This window comes from Bradyrhizobium sp. SZCCHNS30572 (genome assembly GCF_032484415.1).
Classification (GTDB): domain Bacteria; phylum Pseudomonadota; class Alphaproteobacteria; order Rhizobiales; family Xanthobacteraceae; genus Bradyrhizobium.
Window position 1 is genome coordinate 559,011 of sequence record NZ_JAUESY010000006.1, and the last position, 22,696, is coordinate 581,706.

The following is a 22,696-nucleotide window of genomic DNA, read 5'->3' on the forward strand; positions in this document are numbered from 1 at the left end:
AGTGCGGCAATGCCGCGCGGTTTGCTGTAGTCTGGCCGGACAAGGAGGAGATGAATGGGCAGGGAACTCGAAGGCAAGGTGGCGGCGGTCACCGGCGCGGCGTCGGGCATCGGCCTCGCCAGCAGCGCGGCGATGCTGGCCGCCGGCGCGCGCGTCGTCATGATCGACCGTGATGCCGCGGCGCTGGCGAGCCTGCGCGAGCGGCACGGCGAGGCCGTGATCCCCGTGGTGATCGACCTGCTCGATCCCACGGATTGCGCCACCCTGCTGCCGCGCGTCCTCGATGCGGCCGGCCGGCTCGACATCCTTCACGCCAATGCCGGCAGCTATCTCGGCGGCGACCTCGTCGACGCCAGGACGGACGCGATCGACCGCATGCTGAACCTCAACGTCAACGTCGTGATGAAGAACGTGCGCGACGTGCTCCCGCACATGATCGCGCGCGGCTCCGGCGACATCATCGTCACCAGCTCGCTCGCCGCCCATTACCCGACGCCGTGGGAGCCGGTCTATGCGTCGTCGAAATGGGCGATCGACTGCTTCGTGCAGACGGTGCGCCGCCAGGTCTTCAAGCACGGCATCCGCGTCGGCGCGATCTCGCCAGGCCCGGTGGTCACCGCGCTGATCGCGGACTGGCCGGCCGAGAAGCTGAAGGAGGCGCGCGAGTCCGGCAGCCTGCTGGAGCCCTCGGAGGTCGCCGAGGTGATCATGTTCATGCTGACCCGTCCGCGCGGCATGACCATCCGCGACGTCGTGATGCTGCCGACGAATTTTGATCTGTAGGGCAGCCGGGTTTTCCTGAGCTGGAATCGGTCCCAAGTCATCGCCGCGCTTCAGGACATTCTTCAAGCGGCACGGGACGTCCTGTCCGGTGCCGTGTCTCCGATCGAGGGCGCGCGACGACCCCGTGGAACTACGGGGGTCGAATTAAGCGCAACCTTAATCATAAGGAACCTAGCGTGAGCCCGCGCAATCCGGGGGCAATAATGAAGATCGGCCGACTTTTCGCAATTTCCATGCTGTCGGTGACGGCTTTGGCCGTCCTGCCTGCTGCTCAAGTCGTGATCGAGCAGGTCAGGGCTGTCAGCCACAAGGCCGAGGCGATCAAGACGGTCGAGGCGTTCGGCGCCGTGCTGCTCTACGCGCAGGACGTGGTCGGCCATCGCGCCCCCTACATCACGCCGATCTTCCAGGATACTCCCGCCACGCCCGCGCAGCTCGAAGGCGTGCGCAAGATCAGGCAGTCCGCCGACGCATCCTTCGCCAGGGCGCGCGCGCAGCTGGCGAACGTCTCCAACGGCGAGGCGATCACGCGCAGCCTGGACCAGGCCTCTTCCAAGCTGAACGAGATCCTCGCCAAGGTGGACCCCGCGCTGACCGCGCCGCTGACCGCGCGCGATCCGGCCGTCATCAAGAGCTTTCTCCCCGGGGTCACCCAGGTCGCCCTGGCAATCGAGCCGATCCTGAACCAGCTGCAGAACCGCATCGCCAATGCCGACGCGTCGCTGACGACGCTGCTCGACGTCGCCCGCACCGCGCAGGACCTGCGCGTGACCGCCGGTGGTCGTGCCGCCGCGCTGTCGCCGGCGCTCAGCGCCCGCCGCGCCGTGGCACCGGCCGAGAAGGCGGCGATGGACCGCGCCCAGGGCCGCACCGAGGCCGACCGCGAGCGCCTGGACGCCGGCATCGACCAGCTCGGCAATCCGGAGCGGCTGCTCACGGCGTTCAAGGAGGCCCGTGACGCCTATTTCGGGCGCGCCGTTCCGATCGTCGACAAGGACATCGCAGCCGGGCTCGGCGATCTCAACTACACACTCACCGCCGACAGCCTGGCCGAGGCGGTCGTCCCGGCCGTGCAGAAGTTCTTCGTCGTGCGCGACGCCGCGATCGCCGAGGCCCGCGAACGCGCCGTCGCGGCGCGCGATGCAGCCTATCTGATGCTCGCGCTGGCGACGGCGGTGGTCGCGGCCCTCGCCGGCATTCTCGTGTTCGTCACCATGCTGCTGCGCCGCCGCGTGATCAACCCGATCGTGAACCTGACCGGCCTGATCGGCGAGATGGCGGCCGGCCACGACGACGTGGCGATCCCGACGATCAATCGCGACGACGAGATCGCCGCGATGACCGGCTCGCTGCAGACCTTCAAGGAGGCGCTGCTGGAGAAGAAGCGCGCCGAGCAGGCGGCCGCGGCCGACGCGCAGGCCAAGATCGAGCGCGGCCAGCGTGTCGAGCGCTTCACCCGCGAGTTCGAGATGGCGATCGGCGAGGTCGTCGGCGTCGTGTCATCAGCGTCGGCCGATCTGGAGCGCTCCGCCGCCACGCTGACGACGACCGCCGGCCGCTCGCTGGAGCTCGCCACCGTAGTGACCTCGGCCTCCGAGGAGGCCTCGACCAACGTGCATTCGGTCGCCGCGGCCGCCGAGGAGATGAGCTCGTCGGTCAACGAGATCAGCCGCCAGGTGCAGGACTCCGCGCGCATCGCCAACGAGGCGCTGGCGCAGGCGCGCAAGACCAACGACAACGTCGCGGAGCTTGCCAAGGCGGCGGCGCGGATCGGCGACGTCGTCGAGCTGATCAACGCGATCGCCGGCCAGACCAATCTGCTCGCGCTCAACGCCACCATCGAGGCCGCCCGCGCCGGCGAGGCCGGCCGCGGCTTCGCGGTGGTCGCCTCCGAGGTCAAGGCGCTGGCCGAGCAGACCGCCAAGGCCACCGGCGAGATCGGCCAGCAGATCGGCGGCATCCAGGCGGCGACCCAGGAGTCGGTCGGCTCGATCAAGGAGATCGGCGAGACCATCGCCCGGATGTCGGAGATCGCGTCCGCCATCGCCTCGGCCGTCGAGGAGCAGAGCTCGGCGACGCGCGAGATCTCGCGCAACGTCCAGCAGGCGGCGCACGGCACGCAGCAGGTGTCGGCGAACATCGCCAGCGTCCGGCATGGCGCCGACGAGACCGGCTCGGCCTCCTCGCAGGTGCTGTCCGCCGCGAAGTCGCTGTCCGGCCAGAGCAGCCGCCTCCGCGACGAGGTCAGCCGCTTCCTCGACTCGGTGCGCGCGGCGTGAGGGTGCATTATGCGTGGCCTCGACGAGGGCCGCGCATCGCCACCCGATCGCAGCAGCTATAGCCCGCATGAGCGCAAGCGACATGCGGGGCCAGCCCCCTCAGATATCGGTGCCGCTCATCCGGGCTACAGCTACTCAGATCTGCGCTGCTGCCGATGCTCCGCGATCGGACCGATCGCGCCCTTTGTTCTTCTCGGCTGCCCCGCTCTCCCGCGAACGCGGGAATCCATAACCCCAGGCGGATGTTAGCTTGCGAGACACGTTCAACTGAAGTGGACCCCACGCACGGGACCATGGATCGCCGAAAATTAAGGTGTGATCGCGCCTGCCCTGTCGTTCAAATCAAGCAGCTTCCTGCTGCTGCGTCTGGGCCTGCTGTGGGTATGTGGGCAACGCGTTTGCGTTGTCCAAGCGAAGCGGCATATCCACAGTCTGGGCCGCCTCGATCACATCCATGCCGGCGCGCCATGCCGCCATGGGAAACTGATTGTTCATCGCCTGGTGCGGGCGGCGATGATTATAAAAGGTCATCCATGAGCCGATGCCGTCTCGCGCTTCGCGCCCGTCAGCATAGGCTTTCAGATGCACTTCCTCATACTTGATCGAGCGCCACAATCGTTCGATGAAGATGTTGTCCATGAAACGGCCGCGTCCGTCCATCGAAATCGCAATGCCTGCAGCCTCCAGCCTGCCGGTGAAGGCTGAGCTGGTGAACTGCGCGCCCTGATCGGTGTTGAAGATCTTAGGCCGGCCGTGACGCGCCATCGCCTCGTCGAGCGCAGCGATGCAAAAGCCCGTATTCATCGTGTTCGACAAGCGCCACGCCAGCACCGCCCGGGTGGCCCAGTCGATGATCGCCACCAGATACAGGAACCCCTGCGCCACGGAATGTAGGTGATGTCGGCCGCCCAGACGTGATTGGGCATCGGTGATGCTGACGCCGCGCAGCAGATAGGGATGGATCTTGTGGCCGGAGGCGGCCTTGCTGGTGCCGGGGCGCGGGACCAGCGCCAGTACCGTTAACGGACCGCCGGACAATGGTTGAAGTTTCCGATACAGGTGCTCTTTGAGTTTTGCTTCCAACCCTCTCCCTTTGAGGGGTTTCCAAGACATGTCTTGCAAGAAGTGGTCGACGTAGCGCCCTTGCAACCTAAGTTTTTGTAGCAAGTGCCCGCATGGACGGTCCAAGGAATGAAAACAATCGCGACTATTGCGGCGGCGGTGCAGATATTTCTCATCGTTTTTTCCCATTTGAAGCGGTGATGGTCTCGATCGAGCCGATAAGCGAAGGGCTCGACCAGCATTTCAGTCGTCAAAGCGGGCACGGCATTGGTAGGTACCAATGCTAACGCTGGAGACTTAAACTGACATCGGGGTCGCACCCCGTTTTCGCATTGGGAGAATCCCCCATGGGCCGCCCAGCTTCGCACGCGTCAACTTGCCGGACGCAGACGGGCATGGATCAAGGCGCCGGTGCGCCGTAAGGGTCGCCGAGCAGCACGCTGCGGATCGCCACCAGAAGGTCTTCTGTCATCTCCTGCTTGGCGACGTAGTCGTCGGTGCCGGATTCGAAAGCGCGGCGGACGTATTGCGGCGAATCATGCCTGCTCAATCCAGGTAGCGGCAGACGAACAAAGCGCGCGCGAACGTCTCTCACCAGATCCAAACCATTGCTATCGCCAAGGAACAGATCGACGATCCCTAGATCGGGTTTCGTGGCCGCGATGGCCACGAGCGCATCCCGTTGGGTGGCCGCCAAGGCACATACGACAAGACCGGGCTCAGCATTGATCAGCGCGGTCAGCCTGCGCCGCATCAGGGGTGACTGTCCACAATGAGCAGACGCCGCGTGCGCCGTGCTGATTGCGCAGTCCGCTTTAGCACCATGGCCCAGACCGCGTGTTCGGCCGTCGCGCTTGCCGGAGAGGGGCTGTGCCTGCTTGGTCGAGAAGTCATCGGCGGCATGGCAGACGTGTATGACACTAGCCGCGCACTTGGGCGAACTTTATGACTCAACCCAATCGGCCGATTGTAACCCATTGAGCCGCGCGTTGGGCGAGTTCAGCAGCCGATTCGATCGCCAGCTTATTCTTGATGTGCTCAAGATGGGATTCTACCGTTTTGACGCTGCGGTTCAGTAGACCAGCGATCTGCCGCGTGGTTCGGCCCTGACCAACGAGCCGAAATACCTGCAATTCCCGATCGCTCAGCGTGCGCACCGGCGAGGCGGTCTCGAGCGGTCGCGCGCCGACGCATCGTTCAGCCAGCCGCCGCTGCAGAGCCTCGCTCATGTAGGTCTCGCCTGCAAGCACCCGACGAATGGCAGCGATCACGGTCGATTCGAGCTGTTGTTTGGTGACATAGCCGAGGGCGCCGGCGCAAAGCGCGCGCTCGGCGAACACCTCTTCGTCGTACATCGAAAGCACCAGCGAGCGAACGCCGGGATGACGCGCTTTGATTTCCTTGACGAGATCTAGGCCGTCCTCGTCGCCGAGAGCAAGGTCTACGATCACCAGATCAGGGCGACTGATCGCGATGGTCTTGAGCGCGGCCACACGCGTACCGACCGCGCCGTGAACGGCGAGGCCGTTTTCCGCCTCGATGAGGGCGATCAACCCGCGGCACAGCACGGGATGATCGTCGACGACAAGCAGCCTCTTCCGCACCGCGTCCGCGGCTTCAGCCAGGCAAGTGGGCATCGCCGATACTTTCCTGCCGTTCGTAATTCGATAACAGCGGAAACGCGCACGCAACCATGACGCCGCGACGGGCCTGCGGCTCCACAGTAAGAGAACCGCCGATCGCCCGCGCGCGGTAGTCCATGGTATAAAGCCCGATGCCGTCATGATCGCGCCATTTTTCGGGAAGCCCGACACCGTTGTCCCGGATGCTCAATAGTCCCGAGCCTGCAGTGCACGCCAGACGGATCTCGATTTCGTCGGCTCGGCCGTGGCTGACCGCATTGCGGACGGCTTCTTGGGCGATACGCACGAGGTGGCTCGTGGTTTCGCGGCCAAGATCGGGACAAGGGTTATCTTCCACAAACGCACAAAAGGCGCCATGAGCGGCGCTGACGTTGCGGGCGAGGCTCTCAAGGGAGCCGACAAGATCCGCGCTATTCAGACCGATCGAGCTGAGCCCACGAGCGAGGTCACGCGCCTCGCCGATGGTCTCGTTCAGCAATCGTACGAGTTCGGCCGCGGCCGCGGCGGGACCCGGTTGGCCGCTCGCCGCCAAACTTCGCCACAGCGCCGCAGCTAGCGCCGCTAAGCCGGCGAGCGATTGGCAGAGCCCGTCGTGGAGTTCACGCCCAATGCGCTGTCTCTCGCGAGAGGCAATCGCAAGAATTTCACGTTCAAGAATTTCTTGTTGCCCAATATCGCGAGTTATGGCTTCGATCTGCTCCCGTTGCATCGAAGACCAGCCAGGTTTTCTCGTGACTAAGATACACCCTTAGGATGTATCAGCAGTATGATCGAGTCAACTTCAAAGATCGATTTAAACCGCATAACTTTATGTACATTAAAGCTACGCGCCGCACCGTTGTAATTGTCGATCGGCAGGGCGTCGATGAAGCTCATCGCGTCGACGGAGAACACCGCGCCGCCATTCGCCGTCTTTCCCGACGCTAGCATGAGTCAGTGGACGCTGAGCCTTGCAGCTTCCATACGCATGAAATGTGGACGTGAGGTGAAGGTCTCACAGGCGTTGAATAGCGGGCAGCGGGTTTATCCTCATTCATGATTGATCGCCTCGGCAACTCTGTTGAGGCAATCTCATGACAGGCAAGATCAAACCAATCTCGATCTGTCTCGCGGGCGCCCGACCGCAAGGTACGACCGCCGTGCTTCCACGTCAGTTGCGCGAAACGGAAATGCAACGCCAGCGGTCGCCACGCTTCCATTAGACGTCCGTGTAGCAGCCAGTCCCCCGGCTTCCGTCGGGTTTGGTGAAGTGCGTGCGTGCATTCACGACACCGATGTCTCCAAGGACCCTGATCTGGATGTCGCTGCCGGAAATCTCGGTGACCGGCGACTTCCGGGCGACTTGCCGCAGGAAGCCGGCGCGGTCGAGGACGGTCCCGTCCGGGGATTACGGTGACGCTGCACCAAACAAAGCCCCCTCCGCCGCCCGTATCCCAGCTCTGCTGAAACTGCCCGTCGTGCCACTCTGCCGCACCCATTCCCCTTGTGCCGTCGGGCAAATCACCTGCACATTTCCGGCCGTCCCGTGCTCATCGAAGAGGGGCGTTCGCGAGTCGTCACGAGCGTTGGGTGTGGGATGCGATGGCCGGTGTGTCGCCAAGGCGCGTCAGCGCGAGACGGCTGGTGACATGTCGGACGGTGAAGTCGCGTGGTCCCGACCTCCCGACGCTGAGGTCAAGCTCGCTGGTGTGCGTCAGTGCATCGCGGGTGATGGGGGCAACAAAGCCCGGTCCCCAGGGAGAGCGCGTATAAATCGTAAGCCCATCGCGCAGGGAGGGCCGGGTGTGTTCGGCCAGACCTGTGGTGACTGCCGCCTGCATTCTTTTTCTGCAGGCGGGCCACGGGCGCGGCCAGCGCCCGGCCTTCCCTGCGCCCTCTGTATCGAAGAGGGCGGTCTCCCAGCAAAGCTCGGACGCAAATTGCGCCGCGAGGCCGACGACGTGCATCTGCGCGTGGCCTGTGGTCCCGAGGCGTCGCCAAAGATCATGTTTGGGGAAGAACGCCCTGGTGCTGCCGGACAGGATTGAACTGTCGACCTCTCCCTTACCAAGGGAGTGCTCTACCACTGAGCTACGGCAGCAAAGGGACTGGCGGGGACCGGCCCGAAGGCCGCGACCGAACGCGGGCGGTTCTTGCCACAAGGTCCCCGCCTGCGCAAGCGCGGCTCGCCCGGTTTTCCGGGAAAGACGTCAGCGCGATGCATCGAAAGGAAGCTAAAGACCTCCGGATCGGCGCGAAATCGCCCGTTCGCGGCGGATTTTCGCGGTTTGCCGCTCGAGGTGCCCGACGGGTCGTCGCTGTGGCGGCAACTCCCCATCCGGGCAGGCGACGGCCGGCCGGGCGGAACCCTACCGTCTGCGTCGCCAACGCCTCTTGGCTTTCGCACCTGCGGCCCCAATTGTGCCTCTGGTATGGGGTGACCGGAGGAAGGGGATGACCGATAAGACCGGGAAGGCGGCGCCGAAGGGCGCGCGCGAGGAGCGGCTGAAGCAGGCGCTGCGCGAGAACCTGAAGCGGCGCAAGGCGCAGAGCCGCGCGCGCAGCCAGGCGGTGGCGGCCGAGGAGGGCGGCGTGGACGAAGCCGCTGCCGGCGGCCGGGACGATTCGAAGCATTGAGCAGATGGCAGGCGGGGTGGGCGTGATGGCAGCGGATGAAGGGATGACGGCGGATGCGGCGGCACAACGGGCGGAGCTCGCGAAGACGCTGCCGCGCTTCGACCAGACTTTTCCGGAGCTGACGCCGCCGGAGATCGCGCGCCTGCGCGGCTTCGGCGAGATCCGAACCTATCGTGACGGCGAGCTGCTGTTCGAGACCGGCAAGCCCGGCCCCGGCATGTTCGTGATTCTCAAAGGCCATGTCGCGATCACCCAGCGTGACGGCCTCGGTCACGTCACCCCGGTGATCGACCAGGGGCCAGGGCAGTTTCTGGCCGAGATCGCCCAGCTCTCCGGCCGCGTCGCGCTGGTCGATGGCCATGCCGAGGGCGACGTCGAGGTCATCCTGATTCGCCCCGAACGATTGCGCGCGCTGCTGATCGCCGAGGCCGAGCTCGGTGAGCGCATCATGCGGGCGCTGATCCTGCGCCGTGTCAATCTCATTCAGGGCGGCGCCGGCGGCCCGGTCATGATCGGGCCGCCGCAATCGGCCGCGATCGCGCGGCTGCAGAGTTTCCTCACCCGCAACGGCTTTCCGCACCATCTGCTCGATCCCGCTGTCGATCACGACGCCGCCGATCTGATCGCGCGCTATTCGCCGACGCCGGCCGAGCTGCCGCTGGTGGTGGTGTCCGACGGCAGCGTGCTGCGCAATCCCAGCGAGACCGAGCTGGCGCGTGCCGTGGGGATGATCGGCGGTCCGCGCGGCGAGAAGGTCTACGACGTCGCGGTCGTCGGCTGCGGGCCGGCGGGCCTGGCCACGGCGGTGTATGGCGCCTCCGAAGGTCTTTCCGTCGCGGTGCTGGACTCGCGTGCGTTCGGCGGCCAGGCCGGCGCCAGCGCGCGCATCGAGAACTATTTCGGCTTCCCGACCGGCATCACCGGCCTCGCGCTGACCGCGCGCGCCTTCAACCAGGCGCAGAAGTTCGGCGCCGAGATCATGATCCCGGTGTCGGTCAATGCGCTCGACTGCGAGCGCAAGGCCGGCGCCTTCGTGCTGGCGCTCGAGGGCGGCGACGAGGTGCGGGCGCGCGCGGTGGTGGTCGCCAGCGGCGCGCGCTATCGCCGGCCTGATCTTGCCCGGCTCAAGGAGTTCGAGGGGCGCGGCGTGTGGTACTGGGCCTCGCCAATCGAGGCGCGGCTGTGCGCGGGGCAGGAGGTCGCCCTCGTCGGCGGCGGCAATTCCGCGGGGCAGGCCGCGGTGTTTCTGTCGGGGCACGTCAAGAAGGTGCGGATGATCATCCGTGGCGGCGGGCTTGCCGCGTCGATGTCGCGCTATCTCATCGAGCGCATCGAGGCGACGCCGAACATCGAGCTGTTGTTCAACACCGAGGTCGTCGCGCTCGATGGCGGCGCCGACACCGGCCTCGAACGCATCACCTTGAAGAGCCGGCTGTCCGGCGAGGAGACGCCGGCCGACATCAGCAATCTGTTTCTGTTCGTCGGCGCCGATCCCGCCACCGGCTGGCTCGACGGCTGCGGCATCACGCTCGATCGTGCCGGCTTCGTCGTCACCGGCGCGCAGTCGGAGCAGAATGCCGGGCGGATGGTGTCGCCGCTCGAGACCTCGGTGCCCGGCGTCTATGCGGTCGGCGACGTCCGCTCCGGCTCGGTCAAGCGCGTCGGCGGCGCCATCGGCGAGGGGGCCCAGGTCGTCGCCGCGCTGCACGGGTTTCTGGCCGATGCGCTGGTCCCGCCGGTCTGATTCGCGCCTTTCCGCCGCGGGGGCCGTACCGTCAGGGGATGAATTCCCGGCGGCTGCGACCTGCCGTTGCGAACTCATCAAATCGCCGTAATGTCGGTCCTGTTGCGCCGACCTTAGCCCAATTTCCCGGCCAGCCCAGCAGGACCAGCATGGATCGCATTCGCATCGTCGGCGGCAACCCACTTCGCGGCACCATCCCGATTTCGGGCGCGAAGAACGCCGCCCTGCCGCTGATGATCGCGGGTCTTTTGACGCCGGAGACGCTGATCCTGGACAACGTCCCCCGCCTCGCCGACGTCGCGCAGCTGCAGCGCATCCTCGGCAATCACGGCGTGGACATCATGTCGGTCGGCAAGCGTCCCGGCGATGGCCAATACCAGGGGCAGACCTTGCAGATCTCGGCGGCCAACATCATCGACACCACGGCGCCCTATGAGCTGGTGTCGCGGATGCGCGCCAGCTTCTGGGTGATCGCGCCGCTGCTCGCGCGGATGCACGAGGCGCGGGTGTCCCTGCCCGGCGGCTGCGCCATCGGCACGCGGCCGGTCGATCTCCTGATCATGGCGCTGGAAAAGCTCGGCGCCAGCATCGAGATCGATGCCGGCTATGTCGTCGCCAAGGCGCCGGGCGGCCTGCGCGGCGGCACGATCGATTTCCCCAAGGTCACCGTCGGCGGCACCCATGTCGCGGTCATGGCCGCGAGCCTCGCCAAGGGCGCGACCGTCATCACCAACGCCGCCTGCGAGCCGGAGATCACCGATCTCGCCGAATGTCTCAACAAGATGGGCGCGCGCATCTCTGGCGCCGGCACGCCACGCATCGAGATCGAGGGCGTGGTGTCGCTGCACGGCGCGCGTCACACCGTGTTGCCCGACCGCATCGAGGCCGGCACCTATGCGATCGCCGCGGCGATGACCGGCGGCGATGTCCGGCTCGCCGGCGCGCGCCCGGAGCTGTTGCAGTCCGCGCTCGACGTGCTGACCGAGGCCGGCGCCGAGATCTCGAGCGACGCCGAGGGCATCCGTGTCGTCAGGAACGGCCACGGCATCCGCCCGGTGCAGGTGACGACCGCGCCGTTCCCCGGCTTTCCGACCGACCTGCAGGCCCAGCTGATGGCGCTGATGGTCTGCGCGCAGGGCGCCTCGGCGATCACCGAGACCATCTTCGAGAACCGTTTCATGCATGTGCAGGAACTCGCACGGTTCGGCGCGCGTATCAGTCTCGACGGCGAGACCGCGCGGATCGAGGGCACGTCTCATTTGCGCGGCGCGCCCGTGATGGCGACCGATCTGCGCGCCTCGGTGTCGCTGGTCATTGCCGGGCTTGCTGCGGAAGGCGAAACCATGATCAATCGCGTCTACCATCTCGATCGCGGCTTCGAGCGGCTGGAGGACAAGCTGAAGGCCTGCGGCGCCACGATCGAGCGCATCCGCGAGTGAAGGCGCTGCCAAGAGGATGAGACCGTGACCGACCGGCTCAAACTGATCGCGCTCGATGCCGACGATCTCGCCGTCATCTCCGCCCATGTACAGGACGCGCGGGTGCAGGCGGCCGACATCATCTGGCGCCAGGCCGAGAAGCGGCTGGTGATCGGCATGAACCGGCTCGACTGGGATCAGGCGCTGCATGGTGAGAGCGAGCCGCGCCGGCTGCTCGCGGCGTTGCGGTTCGACCGGGTGCTGGCCTGCAAGTCGCGCCGCATCGACCTCGCCGCGCCTGACGCCGTGCTGGAGCTGATCGGCATCGAATTCCATGCCGGCGCCGAGCCGCCCGCCGGCAGCGCGCTGCTGCTGTTCTCCCACGGCGGCGCATTGCGGCTCGACGTCGAATGTCTGGAATGCGAGCTGACCGATCTTGGCGAGGACGATCTCGGCACCAGCGATATCGATGGCGGTCCGCCGCTGACCGGGTAGGCGCCGGTTCAAAGGGTTGACGGCCCCGCGCTGCCGCGCCATTGAGCAGGGGGTCGGGGGCAGCCACCCCTTCGGAAAGTGCCAGAGATGCCCATTCGCCTGTCCCGCGCCAGCACCGATTTCGACACTCAGTTTCGGCAGTTTCTCGCCGCCAAGCGCGAGACCTCCGCCGACGTCGAAGCCGCCGCCCGCGCCATCGTCGACGACGTCGCCAAACGCGGCGATGCGGCGCTGCTCGAGGCGACCCGCAAGTTCGACCGGCTGGAGCTCGATGCCTCCTCGCTGCGCGTGACGGCCGCCGAGATCGAGGCCGCCTTCAAGGCCTGTGACGCCGCGACCTTGGATGCGCTGAAATTCGCCCGCGACCGCATCGAGGCGTTTCATCTCAAGCAGCTGCCGGCCGACCAGCGTTTCACCGACGAAGCCGGCGTCGAGCTCGGCTGGCGCTGGAGCGCGATCGAATCCGCCGGTCTCTACGTCCCCGGCGGCACCGCGGCCTATCCGTCCTCGGTGCTGATGAATGCCATTCCCGCCAAGGTCGCCGGCGTCGGCCGGCTCGTGATGGTGGTGCCGGCGCCGGACGGCAAGCTCAATCCGCTGGTGCTGGCCGCCGCCCATCTCGGCGGCGTCTCCGAGATCTACCGCGTCGGCGGCGCCCAGGCCGTGGCGGCGCTGGCACATGGCACCGCGACGATCGCCCCGGTCGCCAAGATCGTCGGCCCGGGCAACGCCTATGTCGCCGCCGCCAAGCGGCTGGTGTTCGGCAAGGTCGGCATCGACATGATCGCCGGCCCCTCCGAGGTGCTTGTCATCGCCGACGACAGCGGCAATGCCGACTGGATCGCCGCCGATCTGCTCGCCCAGGCCGAGCATGACGCCAGCGCGCAATCGATCCTGATCACCGATAGCCGCCGCCTGGCCGATGATGTCGCCCGCGCCGTCGAGGGCCAGCTCAAGACCCTGCCGCGTGCCGCGATCGCCGGCGCGTCGTGGGCCGATTTCGGCGCCATCATCGAGGTCGAGCATCTCGACCAGGCCGTGCCGCTGGCGGACGCCATCGCCGCCGAGCATCTGGAGATCATGACGGCCGATCCCGACGCGTTCGCGGCCCGTGTCCGCAATGCCGGCGCCATCTTCCTTGGTGCGCACACGCCCGAGGCGATCGGCGACTATGTCGGCGGCTCCAATCACGTGCTGCCGACCGCGCGCTCGGCGCGGTTCTCCTCCGGTCTCGGTGTGCTCGACTTCATGAAGCGCACGTCGCTGTTGAAATGCGGCCCCGAGCAGTTGCGCGCGCTGGGGCCAGCGGCGATGACTCTGGGCAAGGCCGAGGGTCTCGACGCCCATTCACGCTCCGTGGGAATACGCCTCAATCTGCCATGACCCAGCACCCGCCAGGCGACGACCGGACCAATCGCATCGTGGCGGTGACGCTCGACGAGGAGTCGATCGGCCGCTCCGGTCCGGACATCGAGCATGAGCGGGCGATCGCGATCTACGACCTCGTCGAGGAGAACCTGTTCGCGCCCGAGGGCGCCGACGGCGCCGGTCCCTTCACCCTGCATCTCGGCATCACCGCCAACCGGCTGATGTTCGACATCCGCAAGGAGGATGGCACGCCTGTCGTGACGCATCTGTTGTCGCTGTCGCCGTTCCGGCGGATCGTGAAGGACTACTTCATGATCTGCGACAGCTACTACCAGGCGATCCGCACCGCGACCCCCGACAAGATCGAGGCCATCGACATGGGCCGCCGCGGCATCCATGACGAGGGCTCGCGCACCTTGCAGGAGCGGCTGAAGGGCAAGGTGCGGGTCGATTTCGAGACCTCGCGCCGGCTGTTCACTTTGATCACGGTGCTGCACTGGAAGGGCGAGGGCCAGTGATGCCGCGGGCCGCCACGCGCGCGTCCCAGCTTTCGGCCAAGGGCGCCTAGGCGCATGGCCGAGGGGCCGCCGCGCGCGCGCCAGCCGCAGGCGGTGCTGTTCGCCTGCGGCCAGAACAGCGTCCGCTCGCCGATGGCCGAGAGCCTGCTGCGCCAGATGTATCCGCAGGCGCTCTATGTCCGCTCCGCCGGCGTCAAGAAGGGTGAGCTCGATCCGTTCGCGGTGTCTGTCATGGCCGAGCTCGGCCAGGACATCTCGCAGCACAAGCCGACCACCTTCGAGGAGCTCGAGGACTGGGAGGGGCTGAATTTCGACCTCATCATCACCCTCTCGCCCGAGGCCCATCACAGGGCCCTGGAGCTGACCCGCACCATCGCCGCCGACGTCGAATACTGGCCGACGCCCGACCCGACCGGCGCCGACGGCAATCGCGAGCAGAAGCTCGCGGCCTATCGCGAGGTCTGCGACGGGCTGTTCACGCGGATCCGCAAGCGTTTCGGCAAGCCCGGTCCGGCGGGCTTGTAGGTTCCCGGCTCCCCGCAGGTGTCATCGAACCGAAATACCAACGTCGTCCCCCGCTCAAATTCGCGCCGTAGAGCAGGCCCGTCGCAGCCTTGTCGCAGCCTTCGGGTTGTGGAATGGCAGCCCTTCCGATAGGTTCCGCGCGCACGCCCCGCCGCTTCCGAATCCCCCAGCGAAATCAGCATGCTCGGCCGTCCCAAAATCGTTCTTGCATCCGGCTCGCCGCGGCGTCTGGCGCTGCTCAACCAGGCCGGCATCGAGCCCGACGCGCTGCGCCCGGCCGACGTCGACGAGACGCCGAAGCGTGGCGAGCTGCCGCGCGCCTGCGCCAATCGGCTGGCCCGCGCCAAGGCCGATGCCGCGCTCAAATCCGTCCAGCTCGACGACGAGCTGCGCGGCGCCTTCATCATCTCCGCCGACACCGTGGTCGCGGTCGGTCGCCGCATCCTGCCGAAGGCCAATCTGGTCGACGAGGCCTCGCAGTGCCTGCGGCTGCTGTCCGGCCGCAACCACCGCGTCTACACCGCGATCACGCTGGTGACGCCGAAGGAGGCGTTCCGCCAGCGCCTGGTCGAGACCCGCGTCCGCTTCAAGCGGCTCAGCGAGGACGACATCCAGGCCTATATCGGCTCCGGCGAATGGCGGGGGAAGGCCGGCGGCTATGCCGTGCAGGGCATCGCCGGCTCGTTCGTGGTCAAGATGGTCGGCTCCTACACCAACGTCGTCGGCCTGCCGCTTTACGAGACCACGACGCTGCTCGCCGGCGAGGGTTTTCCGATCCGCTTCGGCTGGCTCAACACCGTCGGCGTCTGACGCCATCCTTGAGGAGGTGCATCGCGCGTCGCGGGCGCCTAGATAGCGGCCATGTCCCAAGAATCGACCCGTTCGACCAGCTCCCCATCCGCCGCCTCCGCCAAGCCCGCCGGCCGCTGTCCGATCTGCCGCCGGCCCGCAGCCGCGGCCGTCCGCCCATTCTGCTCGCCGCGCTGCCGCGACGTCGACCTGCATCGCTGGCTCAGCGGCTCCTATGTCATCCCGGCCACCGAGGGCGACGAGGACGACGTCGAATAGGGCCGTGTTTTCATGGCTTTGCCCCAGCGCAGCCGGCCGTCCGGCGGCGGTCCCGGGGCCTTCCGCGCAACTGCGAAAGGAATGAGAAAACTTCGCCTCAGGGCGGTAGACAGCGCCGCCCGCTCTGACTATAACCCGCCGGCTCGCCGGGCTTTTTTGCCCTTCACGAGACCTGCCCAGGTAGCTCAGTTGGTAGAGCATGCGACTGAAAATCGCAGTGTCGGTGGTTCGATTCCGCCCCTGGGCACCATCCCCCTTCCGGCCCCGTTCTTTTTCGTCCGCGATCGTTCGCCGATTGGCGAAAACCGTCCTGAAATCAGGCTCTTCGTGCTAGGATGGTGCTCGAAACGGTTCGCGACCGTTCGGGAGCATCCGGCGTTTTCGGGTACACTGTGGGTACACTGGGAAGGCCGGGTACACTGGAGCGTCGCTCGATCGCGGGGGGCCTTCCCATGGATGAGCTTAGCGACACCAAACTCCGCAATGCCTCCCCAGCGGAAAAGGAATACGCGCTTGCCGACGGCCAGGGCCTCAGCCTCGTGGTCCGGCCCAATGGGACCAAGCTCTGGCTCTACCGCTATCGCTACGCCGGTAGGCGCAAGAACATGTCGTTTGGGACCTTTCCCGGCGTCGGGCTGAAGGCCGCGCGCGACAAGCGCCACGAAGCCGAAAAGCTGCTTGACCAGGGGCAGGACCCAGTCGCTGTGCGGGAGGCGAGGCGCCGCGAAGACGACAAGCTCAAGCACACCTTTCGGGCGGTCGGCGAGGAATGGGCAACCACAAAGCTAGAGAAAGAGAACAAGGCCAAGGCGACGATCAAGCGCGAGCGATGGAATCTCGATCAGCTCAATCGCGAGATTGGCGACCGGCCGCTCTGTGAGATTGGCCCGCCCGAGCTGCTGACCGCTTTGCGCCGCGTCGAAGCTCGCGGCCGGTTCTACACCGTCGGGCGCCTACGATCGACGGCCTCGCGGGTATTCCAGTTTGGAGTTGGCGCCGCCTATTGTGAGAGCGACCCAACCCGCGACTTGAAACACGCTCTGACCAAGGCACCCAAAGGCAACCCGCGCCCCGCTCTGACCGATCCCGAAGACGTCGGCGATCTGATGCGCCGGATCGAGGTCTATGACGCCAAGAGCGGCGGACTGGTCCGCTACGCGCTCAAGCTGATTGCCTTGACCATGGTGCGCCCTGGCGAGCTGCGGCTGGCCGAGTGGGCAGAGTTCGACGAGAAGAATTGCATCTGGGTGATCCCCGCTGAAAAGATGAAGATGCGCGATGATCACGAAGTGCCGCTGTCCCGCCAGGCACTGGCCATTCTGGCCGAGTTGCGTCCTTTGACCGGCCGCGGCCGTTACTTGTTTTCGCACGACGACGATGTACCGATGTCTGACAACACGATCAACAAGGCATTGCGGATCATGGGCTACGATACCGGCCCCGGTGGCGACCATTGCGCGCACGGCTTCCGCTCCAGCGCCTCAACCTTGCTCAATGAAGAAGGCGCATTCGACGGCGATGTGGTCGAAGCTCAACTCGCCCACGAAACAGATGAGAAGAAGAGGCGTCGCCGCGACGAGGTGGTGCGGCGCCAGCTTGCAAAGGGCGACAAGAACAAAATCCGCGGAATCTACAACCGGGCAGCCTATTGGAGCGAGCGCGTGCGATTGATGCAGCATTGGGCTGATCGCCTCGACCACTTGCGCAAGAGAGCTACCCAGCCGCTGCGCAAGTCAGCCTAGATCATCGCGCGCGATTCAACGCGGGGCAGCGAGGCATGATACTCATCGATGCTGTCGAGATCGATGAGTGTCTTGCCTCCCATCTTGTAGGCCCTGATCTGCTCCCTCGCGATCAGCTCATAGGCTTTTGTCTTGCCAAATTTGCCGTAGCGGCACCCGTCTTTGAAATGGACGAGGCGGCGCTGCCTGATATCATCGTTTTCAATCATGCTCATCGAGGTGCTTCGATCGCCCGGCTGGCAGTTGGCTGAGGCGACCCTGCAAGCTTGGCTGCTCTGGACTCGCAGGAGGGGACCTTCGCTCAAGGCAGTTAGGATGCCGCAGCGTGTCGATGGAAGGGCTCCAGAGCCTCAGTGCGTGTTTCGGATACAATTTCGTAGAAGCGAGTTTCAACCGGACAGGTCGAAAACGGGCTGACTGCCAGATCGCGACGCGTGTTCACCTGTGCCTCGACGGACCAGCAGTTGGACACCTTCCGGACGGAAGGAAAACGCTTTAAAAATGTCGCTCTCTCACGATCGGCAGTCAACATGATCGAAGCTGCGCCGGGGCAGACGGAGGCGAACCGACCGGTACCTGCCAGCCACCGGAAGCTCTCCTTCTCCTCAATCGGCGCAGACGGGCCGCCCGCTGGTTTGGCGATCCAGGAAGATGCCATCTATCACCCCAAGGATCGTTCCATCCTTCTCATCCAGAGACATGACAGCGTGCAGATATTCACCCCGACCGCCGTGCGAGCGCAGCCCAGTCGTGTCCTGGAGCGCCAGAACATGACGGCCCGGGCAACGTTCGGCCGTCCCTGCGGCTACCTCCGTCAGCATCTCAGCGCTGCTGACCGCCTCTTTGCGCAGAAGCGGCGTCAGGCGAACCTTTCCGGCCCGCGTGCCGCCTAACCGGCGCACCCGCAACCTCCGCCTCCCAAACGCAACGAGGCGCCCAGAAGAAAGGCGCCCCTATTCCACGCGACGCTCGTCAAACCGTCCCAGCCGAGCTCAATGCTATCCTGCTCCGCAACAAGACGCCACGGAATCAGACGCCTTTCCCTTATTCAGCATCGATGTGTGAATACGGTAGCCTTCGCCGGTGAGGTGCACCAACAATGGGCGCTTCACAAAACTGCATGTGAGTGCGCCCCTCGGGATCGCGGCGATTACTCCCGCCCGGGAAAATCGGGATACGGGCAGTCCTTGTCGGAGCAGGTGTAGAGGCGCTCCATCGTGAGCACGGCGCCGCACCGCGGGCAGATCTCTCCGATGGTTTGGCGCCTAGGAGGGATATAGTCATCCGGCTTATCGTCGCGGCCGCTTACCCAAGGTTGCGATATTTCCAGCGTGGTGAGCGCGCCGGGACGCGAACCCAGGATTCCGTGAGAAAAAATCATGTGCTCAGCTGGATAAAGCATGTCCATGTCGAGACAACCGCGAGTCTGTGCAGATAATAAAAGCTACCTTTACGGTATGATTCGCGGTTTGTCAGTAGTGGTGTTGTGGGCGGGAAAGACGGAGCACATGGCCGTGTAACGGATTTATGGGGTCGATCGCCGGAGGCACTCGCGTTCGGGGCTGCCGCTTTCGCTGCACCGCTATCACTGCCCAAGCGCGGGTGCCTTCTTAACCGGTCTCACGACTGCACTCGGCCCCGGGGCCACCGCTGACGCGGTGGCCGCAATGCTGCCCCGCCTGCGGGTGCGTTCTCTGCCTTCGCTCCGCTGCGGTCTCATTGTTCATAACGTGCGAGCTGGCTAGTTATCAGTGAGCAAGGGCCGAACTTGCGCTAGCTGGGACATGATTGAGGGAAACTACGCGCCCTTACACTCAGCGCATCATTTTGCCGGTTCGGGATAAATGTCTCTGAATTTCTTGGGACATCACGCAGATCTGGTCCGCCGCGGAGATGCGCTTCGTCGTCGCGACCTGAGGCTGGGACAAAGGTCTCTTTTTTCGCCGACGCTGTTGAACGGTTCAGTCTCGTCGATCAGGTGTTCGACCACGATGTGGACGATTCGGCTGGCGCGATTGATTCTGCAACCGCAGTAAATTGCAGATCTTGGGTGCCTTGTTGACCCGAATCCGCTAGGTGTCGTCAGATGGCTGGGCTCTTCTCCCGGCGCCCTCAGTGATACGCGAGCCGAAATCTTTGCCTTCAGTCCTTCGTGTTCCCCGCAGCTCTGTGCAGCGGAAGACGACTGCACCAAAATCCACCCCCGCACCGAAGAAGCCGTCTCCACGCAAGAAGATCTTGGGTGCGCCTAAAAAGGCAGCGGCTGCGAGGCTTGCCGTATCCTCCGCATCGCCACTGGGACTTTTGGCACTGCACCTCGTAGAACGGTGGCAAGGGGCTGGTCGAAGCGGCCTCGTGTTTCTCGCCGAGAACGAGCGCAGAGCCGAGCGGTTAGCGTCCATCATTCTGGTTCTCGAGCCGGCGTGTGATGTGCTCGTTTATCCACGACTGGACACCTTGCCATTCGATCTGCTCGAGCCGTCCCGTGACATCGCCGGCAGGCGAAGTTCTGTGTTGAGGCGTCTTGCGCGCGCAAAGAGGCCGATCCTGCTGATCACGACCGTGGAGGCGCTGATGGAGCGCCTTCCGCTGCCGGCGGACTGGTCGGGGATCGGCATGCTGCTGCGGGTCGGCGACGCCTATTCTGAACGGCAGTTCGAATCGCGCTTTGGTGCGCTCGGATATGACCTGGATGACAGCCCGGACTATCCCGGCGGGGTGCTGTTTCACGGAAACACGTTCGAGATCTTTCCTGCCGGCGCGCGCGGCCCGTTCAGGGTCGAGCATTCCGGGGGCAGGATACGGCGGATTGCCGCCTTCAATCCGTTGAATCAGGAGGTGATCTCCGAGCTCAAGCAGCTTCAGATCGATCCGATGTCCGAGCGGCTTGCGTTCAAGGAACGAGCTCGGAACAAAGCCACTCTGTTCGATTACTGCACGCGAGCCAAGTGGATTGCCGATGCGGAGGTCCCCAAGCACGCGGACACATGGCTGAGCACGATCGAGGACGCGGCTTCCCGCGCTGAGCGTGATCGTGCGTATGTGAGCCGTCGCGAATGGGACCAAGCGGCGAAGAGCATCGCTCTGCTGTCGACGACAGCGCCATACCGAGCAACGCCGGAGTTCTTCAAGGAAGCCGCGCCCCGAAAGACGCTGCGCGCTTTTGTCGAGGAAGCCCAGCGTCGCGACGCGCGTCTCGTGTTTGCTGCTGCGGTCGAGGCGGATCTGCGGCTGATGGCCGCGATGAGCGGGGTCAAAGCCGAATGCGCCGCTGATTGGGCGCAGGCAACCGCCAGGGGCCGGAGAGAAACGGCGTTGCTGGCCGGCTTCGACGCCGGCTTTGTCATTCCCGGGCGGAAACCAATTGTCGTCATCACCGCGTCCGACGTTTTCGGCAGCAGGGCGCATCAGCCGCAGCCCACGAATTGGGCCTGGACGCCTGGCTTCGAAGCCGTGGACCTGCCCGAGCTTGGATCGGTGGTCGTTCATCTGCAACGTGGACTGGCCCGGCTTGGCGGATTGCGGTCGATGGGCAGTGCCGGAGTCTCTGCTCGTGAGATGGCTCGGCTGGTGTTTGCCGAGAATGATGCCATTCTGGTGCCTCTTGCGGAGTTGGCCTTGATCTGGCCCTACGCGGCTGAGCTCGGCGACACCTCTCTCGACAAGGCCGATGGCAGCTCATGGCGGCCGCGGCGCGCCGCGGCCGAGACCGAGATCCATGTCGTCGCCAAGGAGGTCGCAAAGCAGATGAGCCAGCGCCGGCGGCGGCCGGCCCCGAAGCTTGTGCCGCGGCCTGCGAGCTATGAGAAATTCGTCGCGCGGTTTCCGTATTTCACCACCCCGGACCAGGCCAAGGCCATCCGCGACGTTCTCGATGATCTCGCGTCGGGGCACCCGATGGACCGCATCGTCTGCGGCGATGTCGGCTTCGGCAAGACCGAGGTCGCGTTGCGCGCCGCTGCGGCTGCCGTCCTGGCGGGAAAGCAGGTTGCAATCGTCGTTCCGACCACGGTGTTGGCGCGACAGCATGTCGAGACGTTCCGCAAACGCTTTGCGACGCTCGGCATCGACGTCGGAAACCTGTCACGGATTGCGTCGACGGCCGAGGCGCGCAAGGTGCGCGAAGGATTGAAGAGCGGTGAGCTCAAAGTCGTCGTCGGGACACTGTCGCTGGCCGCCAAGGAGATCAAGTTTGCCGATCTTGGCCTGATCATCATCGACGAAGAGCAGCATTTCGGTGCGGCTGACAAGGCCATGCTGTCCGGTCTCAACAAGAACGGTCATAGGCTCTGGATGAGCGCGACGCCCATCCCACGCACGCTCGCCGCGGGCTTGACCGGCCTGCGGGATCTCAGCGTGATTGCGACGCCGCCGGTTCATCGTGTTCCGGTCGTGACCAAGGTTGCGCCGCTTTCCGACATTGGGATCGCCGCTGCCCTGGTGCGCGAGCAGCGACGCAACGGCCAGAGTTTCGTGATCTGCCCGAGGATTCAGGATCTGGATCCGATGCTGGCCCGGATCCACGCGTCGGCGCCCGAGCTTCGGATCATTGCGATTCACGGCAGGTTGCCTACAGACGAGATCGACGAAAGGCTGATGAAATTCGTCGAAGGCAATGCGGACGTCTTGCTCGCGACCAATATCGTCGAAAGCGGTCTCGATATCCCGCGGGCCAACACCATCGTCGTATGCTGGCCTGAAAAATTTGGCCTGGCGCAGCTGCATCAGCTCCGCGGTCGGGTAGGGCGGGGCGGCATTCGCGCGTTCGCGCATTTCCTTACGGCGGGCGGTTCCGACCGGTCGGAGAAGCGGCTGTCCGTTCTCGAGGAGCTGAACCGCCCGGGTGCCGGCTTTGCGATCAGCGCGCGTGATCTCGACCTGCGCGGCGGCGGCGACATGCTGTCGGATCGGCAGTCCGGCCACGTGCAGGTGTTCGGCCCGACACTCTATGGCCATCTGCTGACCCTGGCGCTCGAGGGCGACCGCGAAGGGATGTCCGCTCTTTGGGTTCCGGAGCTGAACCTCCCCATCGCCGAGCTGCTTCCGTCGGATTATGTGCAGTCGGAGGCGCTCAGGCTCGAGATCTACGCGCGCGCCGCGCGGTGCCGAACGGATGACGAACTCGAAGAACTCGAGGACGAAACGCAACGCCGCTTCGGCACTCTGCCACCGGCGGCCTGCGACTTTTTCGCTGTGGCCAGGCTCAGGGTGAATTGCAGGGAGCGCGGGATCATGCGTCTCGATGTCGGGCCAGAGGCGATTGCGGCCATGCTGCTTCCGGGGCGGATTGGAAAATCGTGCTCACGCCTGCTGCAGCGTGATGGCAATCGGCTCATCTATGCCGAGCGCGGCGGCGAGCCTCCCTTACGAAGGATCGAACGGTTTCTGGACCTCCTGGACGAATAGCGGATGATACGCGAGTCCATTTGTGGCGT

General features: G+C 65.3%; 19 protein-coding genes, 2 tRNA genes and 2 pseudogenes. 15 read left to right on the forward strand and 8 right to left on the reverse strand.

Annotated features, from left to right (window positions below):
• The first annotated feature begins 54 nt into the window (after positions 1-54).
• Positions 55-783, forward strand: a complete 729-nt coding sequence (locus tag QX048_RS19620; RefSeq protein ID WP_315717881.1) for an SDR family oxidoreductase — start codon at positions 55-57, stop codon at positions 781-783.
• Between the two features lie 203 nt (positions 784-986).
• A complete protein-coding gene (locus QX048_RS19625; RefSeq protein ID WP_315828007.1) occupies positions 987-3,062 on the forward strand; it encodes a HAMP domain-containing methyl-accepting chemotaxis protein in 2,076 nt (691 codons plus the stop codon).
• A gap of 342 nt (positions 3,063-3,404) precedes the next feature.
• Here the strand turns inward: QX048_RS19625 and QX048_RS19630 are convergent.
• From QX048_RS19630 to QX048_RS19650, 6 genes and pseudogenes are all read right to left on the reverse strand, one after another.
• Positions 3,405-4,073 (reverse strand): annotated as a pseudogene (locus QX048_RS19630) (IS3 family transposase); the annotation flags it as partial.
• A gap of 451 nt (positions 4,074-4,524) precedes the next feature.
• Positions 4,525-4,878: a response regulator transcription factor gene (locus tag QX048_RS19635; RefSeq protein ID WP_315717877.1), complete on the reverse strand. Its 354-nt coding sequence runs from the start codon at positions 4,876-4,878 to the stop codon at positions 4,525-4,527.
• Between the two features lie 196 nt (positions 4,879-5,074).
• The gene (locus QX048_RS19640; RefSeq protein ID WP_315717876.1) at positions 5,075-5,761 is read right to left on the reverse strand and encodes a response regulator transcription factor; all 687 of its coding nucleotides are present in this window, start codon (positions 5,759-5,761) and stop codon (positions 5,075-5,077) included.
• Positions 5,742-6,476, reverse strand: a complete 735-nt coding sequence (locus QX048_RS19645; RefSeq protein WP_315717875.1) for a sensor histidine kinase — start codon at positions 6,474-6,476, stop codon at positions 5,742-5,744. Before QX048_RS19645 ends, QX048_RS19640 begins: the two co-directional genes overlap by 20 nt.
• A 489-nt stretch (positions 6,477-6,965) precedes the next feature.
• Positions 6,966-7,139, reverse strand: a pseudogene (locus QX048_RS35265) (nuclear transport factor 2 family protein); the annotation flags it as partial.
• 633 nt (positions 7,140-7,772) lie between these two features.
• Positions 7,773-7,847 (reverse strand) — tRNA-Thr (locus QX048_RS19650).
• Positions 7,848-8,200: 353 nt separating this feature from the next.
• Between QX048_RS19650 and QX048_RS19655 the strand changes: the two genes are divergently transcribed.
• The 11 genes from QX048_RS19655 (at position 8,201) to QX048_RS19705 (ending at position 17,261) form a co-directional block, all read left to right on the forward strand.
• Positions 8,201-8,383: a hypothetical protein gene (locus QX048_RS19655; RefSeq protein WP_315828008.1), complete on the forward strand. Its 183-nt coding sequence runs from the start codon at positions 8,201-8,203 to the stop codon at positions 8,381-8,383.
• 43 nt (positions 8,384-8,426) lie between these two features.
• Positions 8,427-10,127, forward strand: coding sequence for an FAD-dependent oxidoreductase (locus tag QX048_RS19660; RefSeq protein WP_409999277.1), 1,701 nt, complete (start codon positions 8,427-8,429; stop codon positions 10,125-10,127).
• 149 nt (positions 10,128-10,276) lie between these two features.
• On the forward strand, positions 10,277-11,566 hold the full coding sequence (gene murA / locus QX048_RS19665) for a UDP-N-acetylglucosamine 1-carboxyvinyltransferase (protein ID WP_315828010.1): 1,290 nt from the start codon (positions 10,277-10,279) through the stop codon (positions 11,564-11,566).
• Between the two features lie 24 nt (positions 11,567-11,590).
• A complete protein-coding gene (locus QX048_RS19670) occupies positions 11,591-12,040 on the forward strand; it encodes a DUF2948 family protein (protein WP_315717871.1) in 450 nt (149 codons plus the stop codon).
• 87 nt (positions 12,041-12,127) lie between these two features.
• Entirely contained in the window at positions 12,128-13,423 is a 1,296-nt protein-coding gene (hisD, locus tag QX048_RS19675) for a histidinol dehydrogenase (RefSeq protein ID WP_315828011.1), read from the forward strand.
• A complete protein-coding gene (locus tag QX048_RS19680; protein WP_315717869.1) occupies positions 13,420-13,926 on the forward strand; it encodes a UPF0262 family protein in 507 nt (168 codons plus the stop codon). The genes hisD and QX048_RS19680 overlap by 4 nt, the downstream gene beginning before the upstream one ends.
• 54 nt (positions 13,927-13,980) lie before the next feature.
• Positions 13,981-14,451: an arsenate reductase ArsC gene (locus QX048_RS19685; RefSeq protein WP_315828012.1), complete on the forward strand. Its 471-nt coding sequence runs from the start codon at positions 13,981-13,983 to the stop codon at positions 14,449-14,451.
• Between the two features lie 180 nt (positions 14,452-14,631).
• Entirely contained in the window at positions 14,632-15,261 is a 630-nt protein-coding gene (locus QX048_RS19690) for a Maf-like protein (RefSeq protein WP_006613056.1), read from the forward strand.
• A 51-nt stretch (positions 15,262-15,312) separates the two neighbouring features.
• Positions 15,313-15,519: a DNA gyrase inhibitor YacG gene (gene yacG / locus QX048_RS19695; protein WP_315828013.1), complete on the forward strand. Its 207-nt coding sequence runs from the start codon at positions 15,313-15,315 to the stop codon at positions 15,517-15,519.
• 174 nt (positions 15,520-15,693) lie between these two features.
• Positions 15,694-15,769 (forward strand) — tRNA-Phe (locus tag QX048_RS19700).
• A gap of 202 nt (positions 15,770-15,971) precedes the next feature.
• Positions 15,972-17,261 (forward strand): tyrosine-type recombinase/integrase, encoded by a 1,290-nt coding sequence (locus QX048_RS19705; protein WP_316200614.1) that lies wholly within the window; start codon positions 15,972-15,974, stop codon positions 17,259-17,261.
• On the opposite strand, the gene QX048_RS19710 is transcribed toward QX048_RS19705, so the two are convergent.
• On the reverse strand, positions 17,258-17,476 hold the full coding sequence (locus QX048_RS19710; RefSeq protein ID WP_316200615.1) for a hypothetical protein: 219 nt from the start codon (positions 17,474-17,476) through the stop codon (positions 17,258-17,260). The genes QX048_RS19705 and QX048_RS19710 overlap by 4 nt on opposite strands.
• Before the next feature lie 249 nt (positions 17,477-17,725).
• Between QX048_RS19710 and QX048_RS19715 the strand changes: the two genes are divergently transcribed.
• Complete coding sequence (locus QX048_RS19715) at positions 17,726-18,154, forward strand: hypothetical protein (RefSeq protein WP_316200616.1); 429 nt, start codon at positions 17,726-17,728, stop codon at positions 18,152-18,154.
• 257 nt (positions 18,155-18,411) lie between these two features.
• Here QX048_RS19715 and QX048_RS19720 read toward each other — a convergent pair whose 3' ends face one another.
• The gene (locus QX048_RS19720; protein ID WP_316200617.1) at positions 18,412-18,669 is read right to left on the reverse strand and encodes a hypothetical protein; all 258 of its coding nucleotides are present in this window, start codon (positions 18,667-18,669) and stop codon (positions 18,412-18,414) included.
• 827 nt (positions 18,670-19,496) lie between these two features.
• On the opposite strand from QX048_RS19720, the gene QX048_RS19725 reads away from it, so the two are divergent.
• A complete protein-coding gene (locus QX048_RS19725) occupies positions 19,497-22,667 on the forward strand; it encodes a DEAD/DEAH box helicase (RefSeq protein WP_316200629.1) in 3,171 nt (1,056 codons plus the stop codon).
• Positions 22,668-22,696: the final 29 nt, after the last annotated feature.

Coding starts and splice junctions, on each gene's coding strand:
- QX048_RS19660 (WP_409999277.1), top strand. CDS start 8,427: ATGACGGCGGATGCGGCGGCACAACGGGCGGAGCTCGCGAAGACGCTG.
- QX048_RS19710 (WP_316200615.1), bottom strand. CDS start 17,476: ATGAGCATGATTGAAAACGATGATATCAGGCAGCGCCGCCTCGTCCAT.
- QX048_RS19620 (WP_315717881.1), top strand. CDS start 55: ATGGGCAGGGAACTCGAAGGCAAGGTGGCGGCGGTCACCGGCGCGGCG.
- hisD (WP_315828011.1), top strand. CDS start 12,128: ATGCCCATTCGCCTGTCCCGCGCCAGCACCGATTTCGACACTCAGTTT.
- murA (WP_315828010.1), top strand. CDS start 10,277: ATGGATCGCATTCGCATCGTCGGCGGCAACCCACTTCGCGGCACCATC.
- QX048_RS19645 (WP_315717875.1), bottom strand. CDS start 6,476: ATGCAACGGGAGCAGATCGAAGCCATAACTCGCGATATTGGGCAACAA.
- QX048_RS19640 (WP_315717876.1), bottom strand. CDS start 5,761: ATGCCCACTTGCCTGGCTGAAGCCGCGGACGCGGTGCGGAAGAGGCTG.
- QX048_RS19690 (WP_006613056.1), top strand. CDS start 14,632: ATGCTCGGCCGTCCCAAAATCGTTCTTGCATCCGGCTCGCCGCGGCGT.
- yacG (WP_315828013.1), top strand. CDS start 15,313: ATGTCCCAAGAATCGACCCGTTCGACCAGCTCCCCATCCGCCGCCTCC.
- QX048_RS19625 (WP_315828007.1), top strand. CDS start 987: ATGAAGATCGGCCGACTTTTCGCAATTTCCATGCTGTCGGTGACGGCT.
- QX048_RS19720 (WP_316200617.1), bottom strand. CDS start 18,669: ATGGACATGCTTTATCCAGCTGAGCACATGATTTTTTCTCACGGAATC.
- QX048_RS19655 (WP_315828008.1), top strand. CDS start 8,201: ATGACCGATAAGACCGGGAAGGCGGCGCCGAAGGGCGCGCGCGAGGAG.
- QX048_RS19685 (WP_315828012.1), top strand. CDS start 13,981: ATGGCCGAGGGGCCGCCGCGCGCGCGCCAGCCGCAGGCGGTGCTGTTC.
- QX048_RS19680 (WP_315717869.1), top strand. CDS start 13,420: ATGACCCAGCACCCGCCAGGCGACGACCGGACCAATCGCATCGTGGCG.
- QX048_RS19635 (WP_315717877.1), bottom strand. CDS start 4,878: ATGCGGCGCAGGCTGACCGCGCTGATCAATGCTGAGCCCGGTCTTGTC.
- QX048_RS19705 (WP_316200614.1), top strand. CDS start 15,972: ATGGATGAGCTTAGCGACACCAAACTCCGCAATGCCTCCCCAGCGGAA.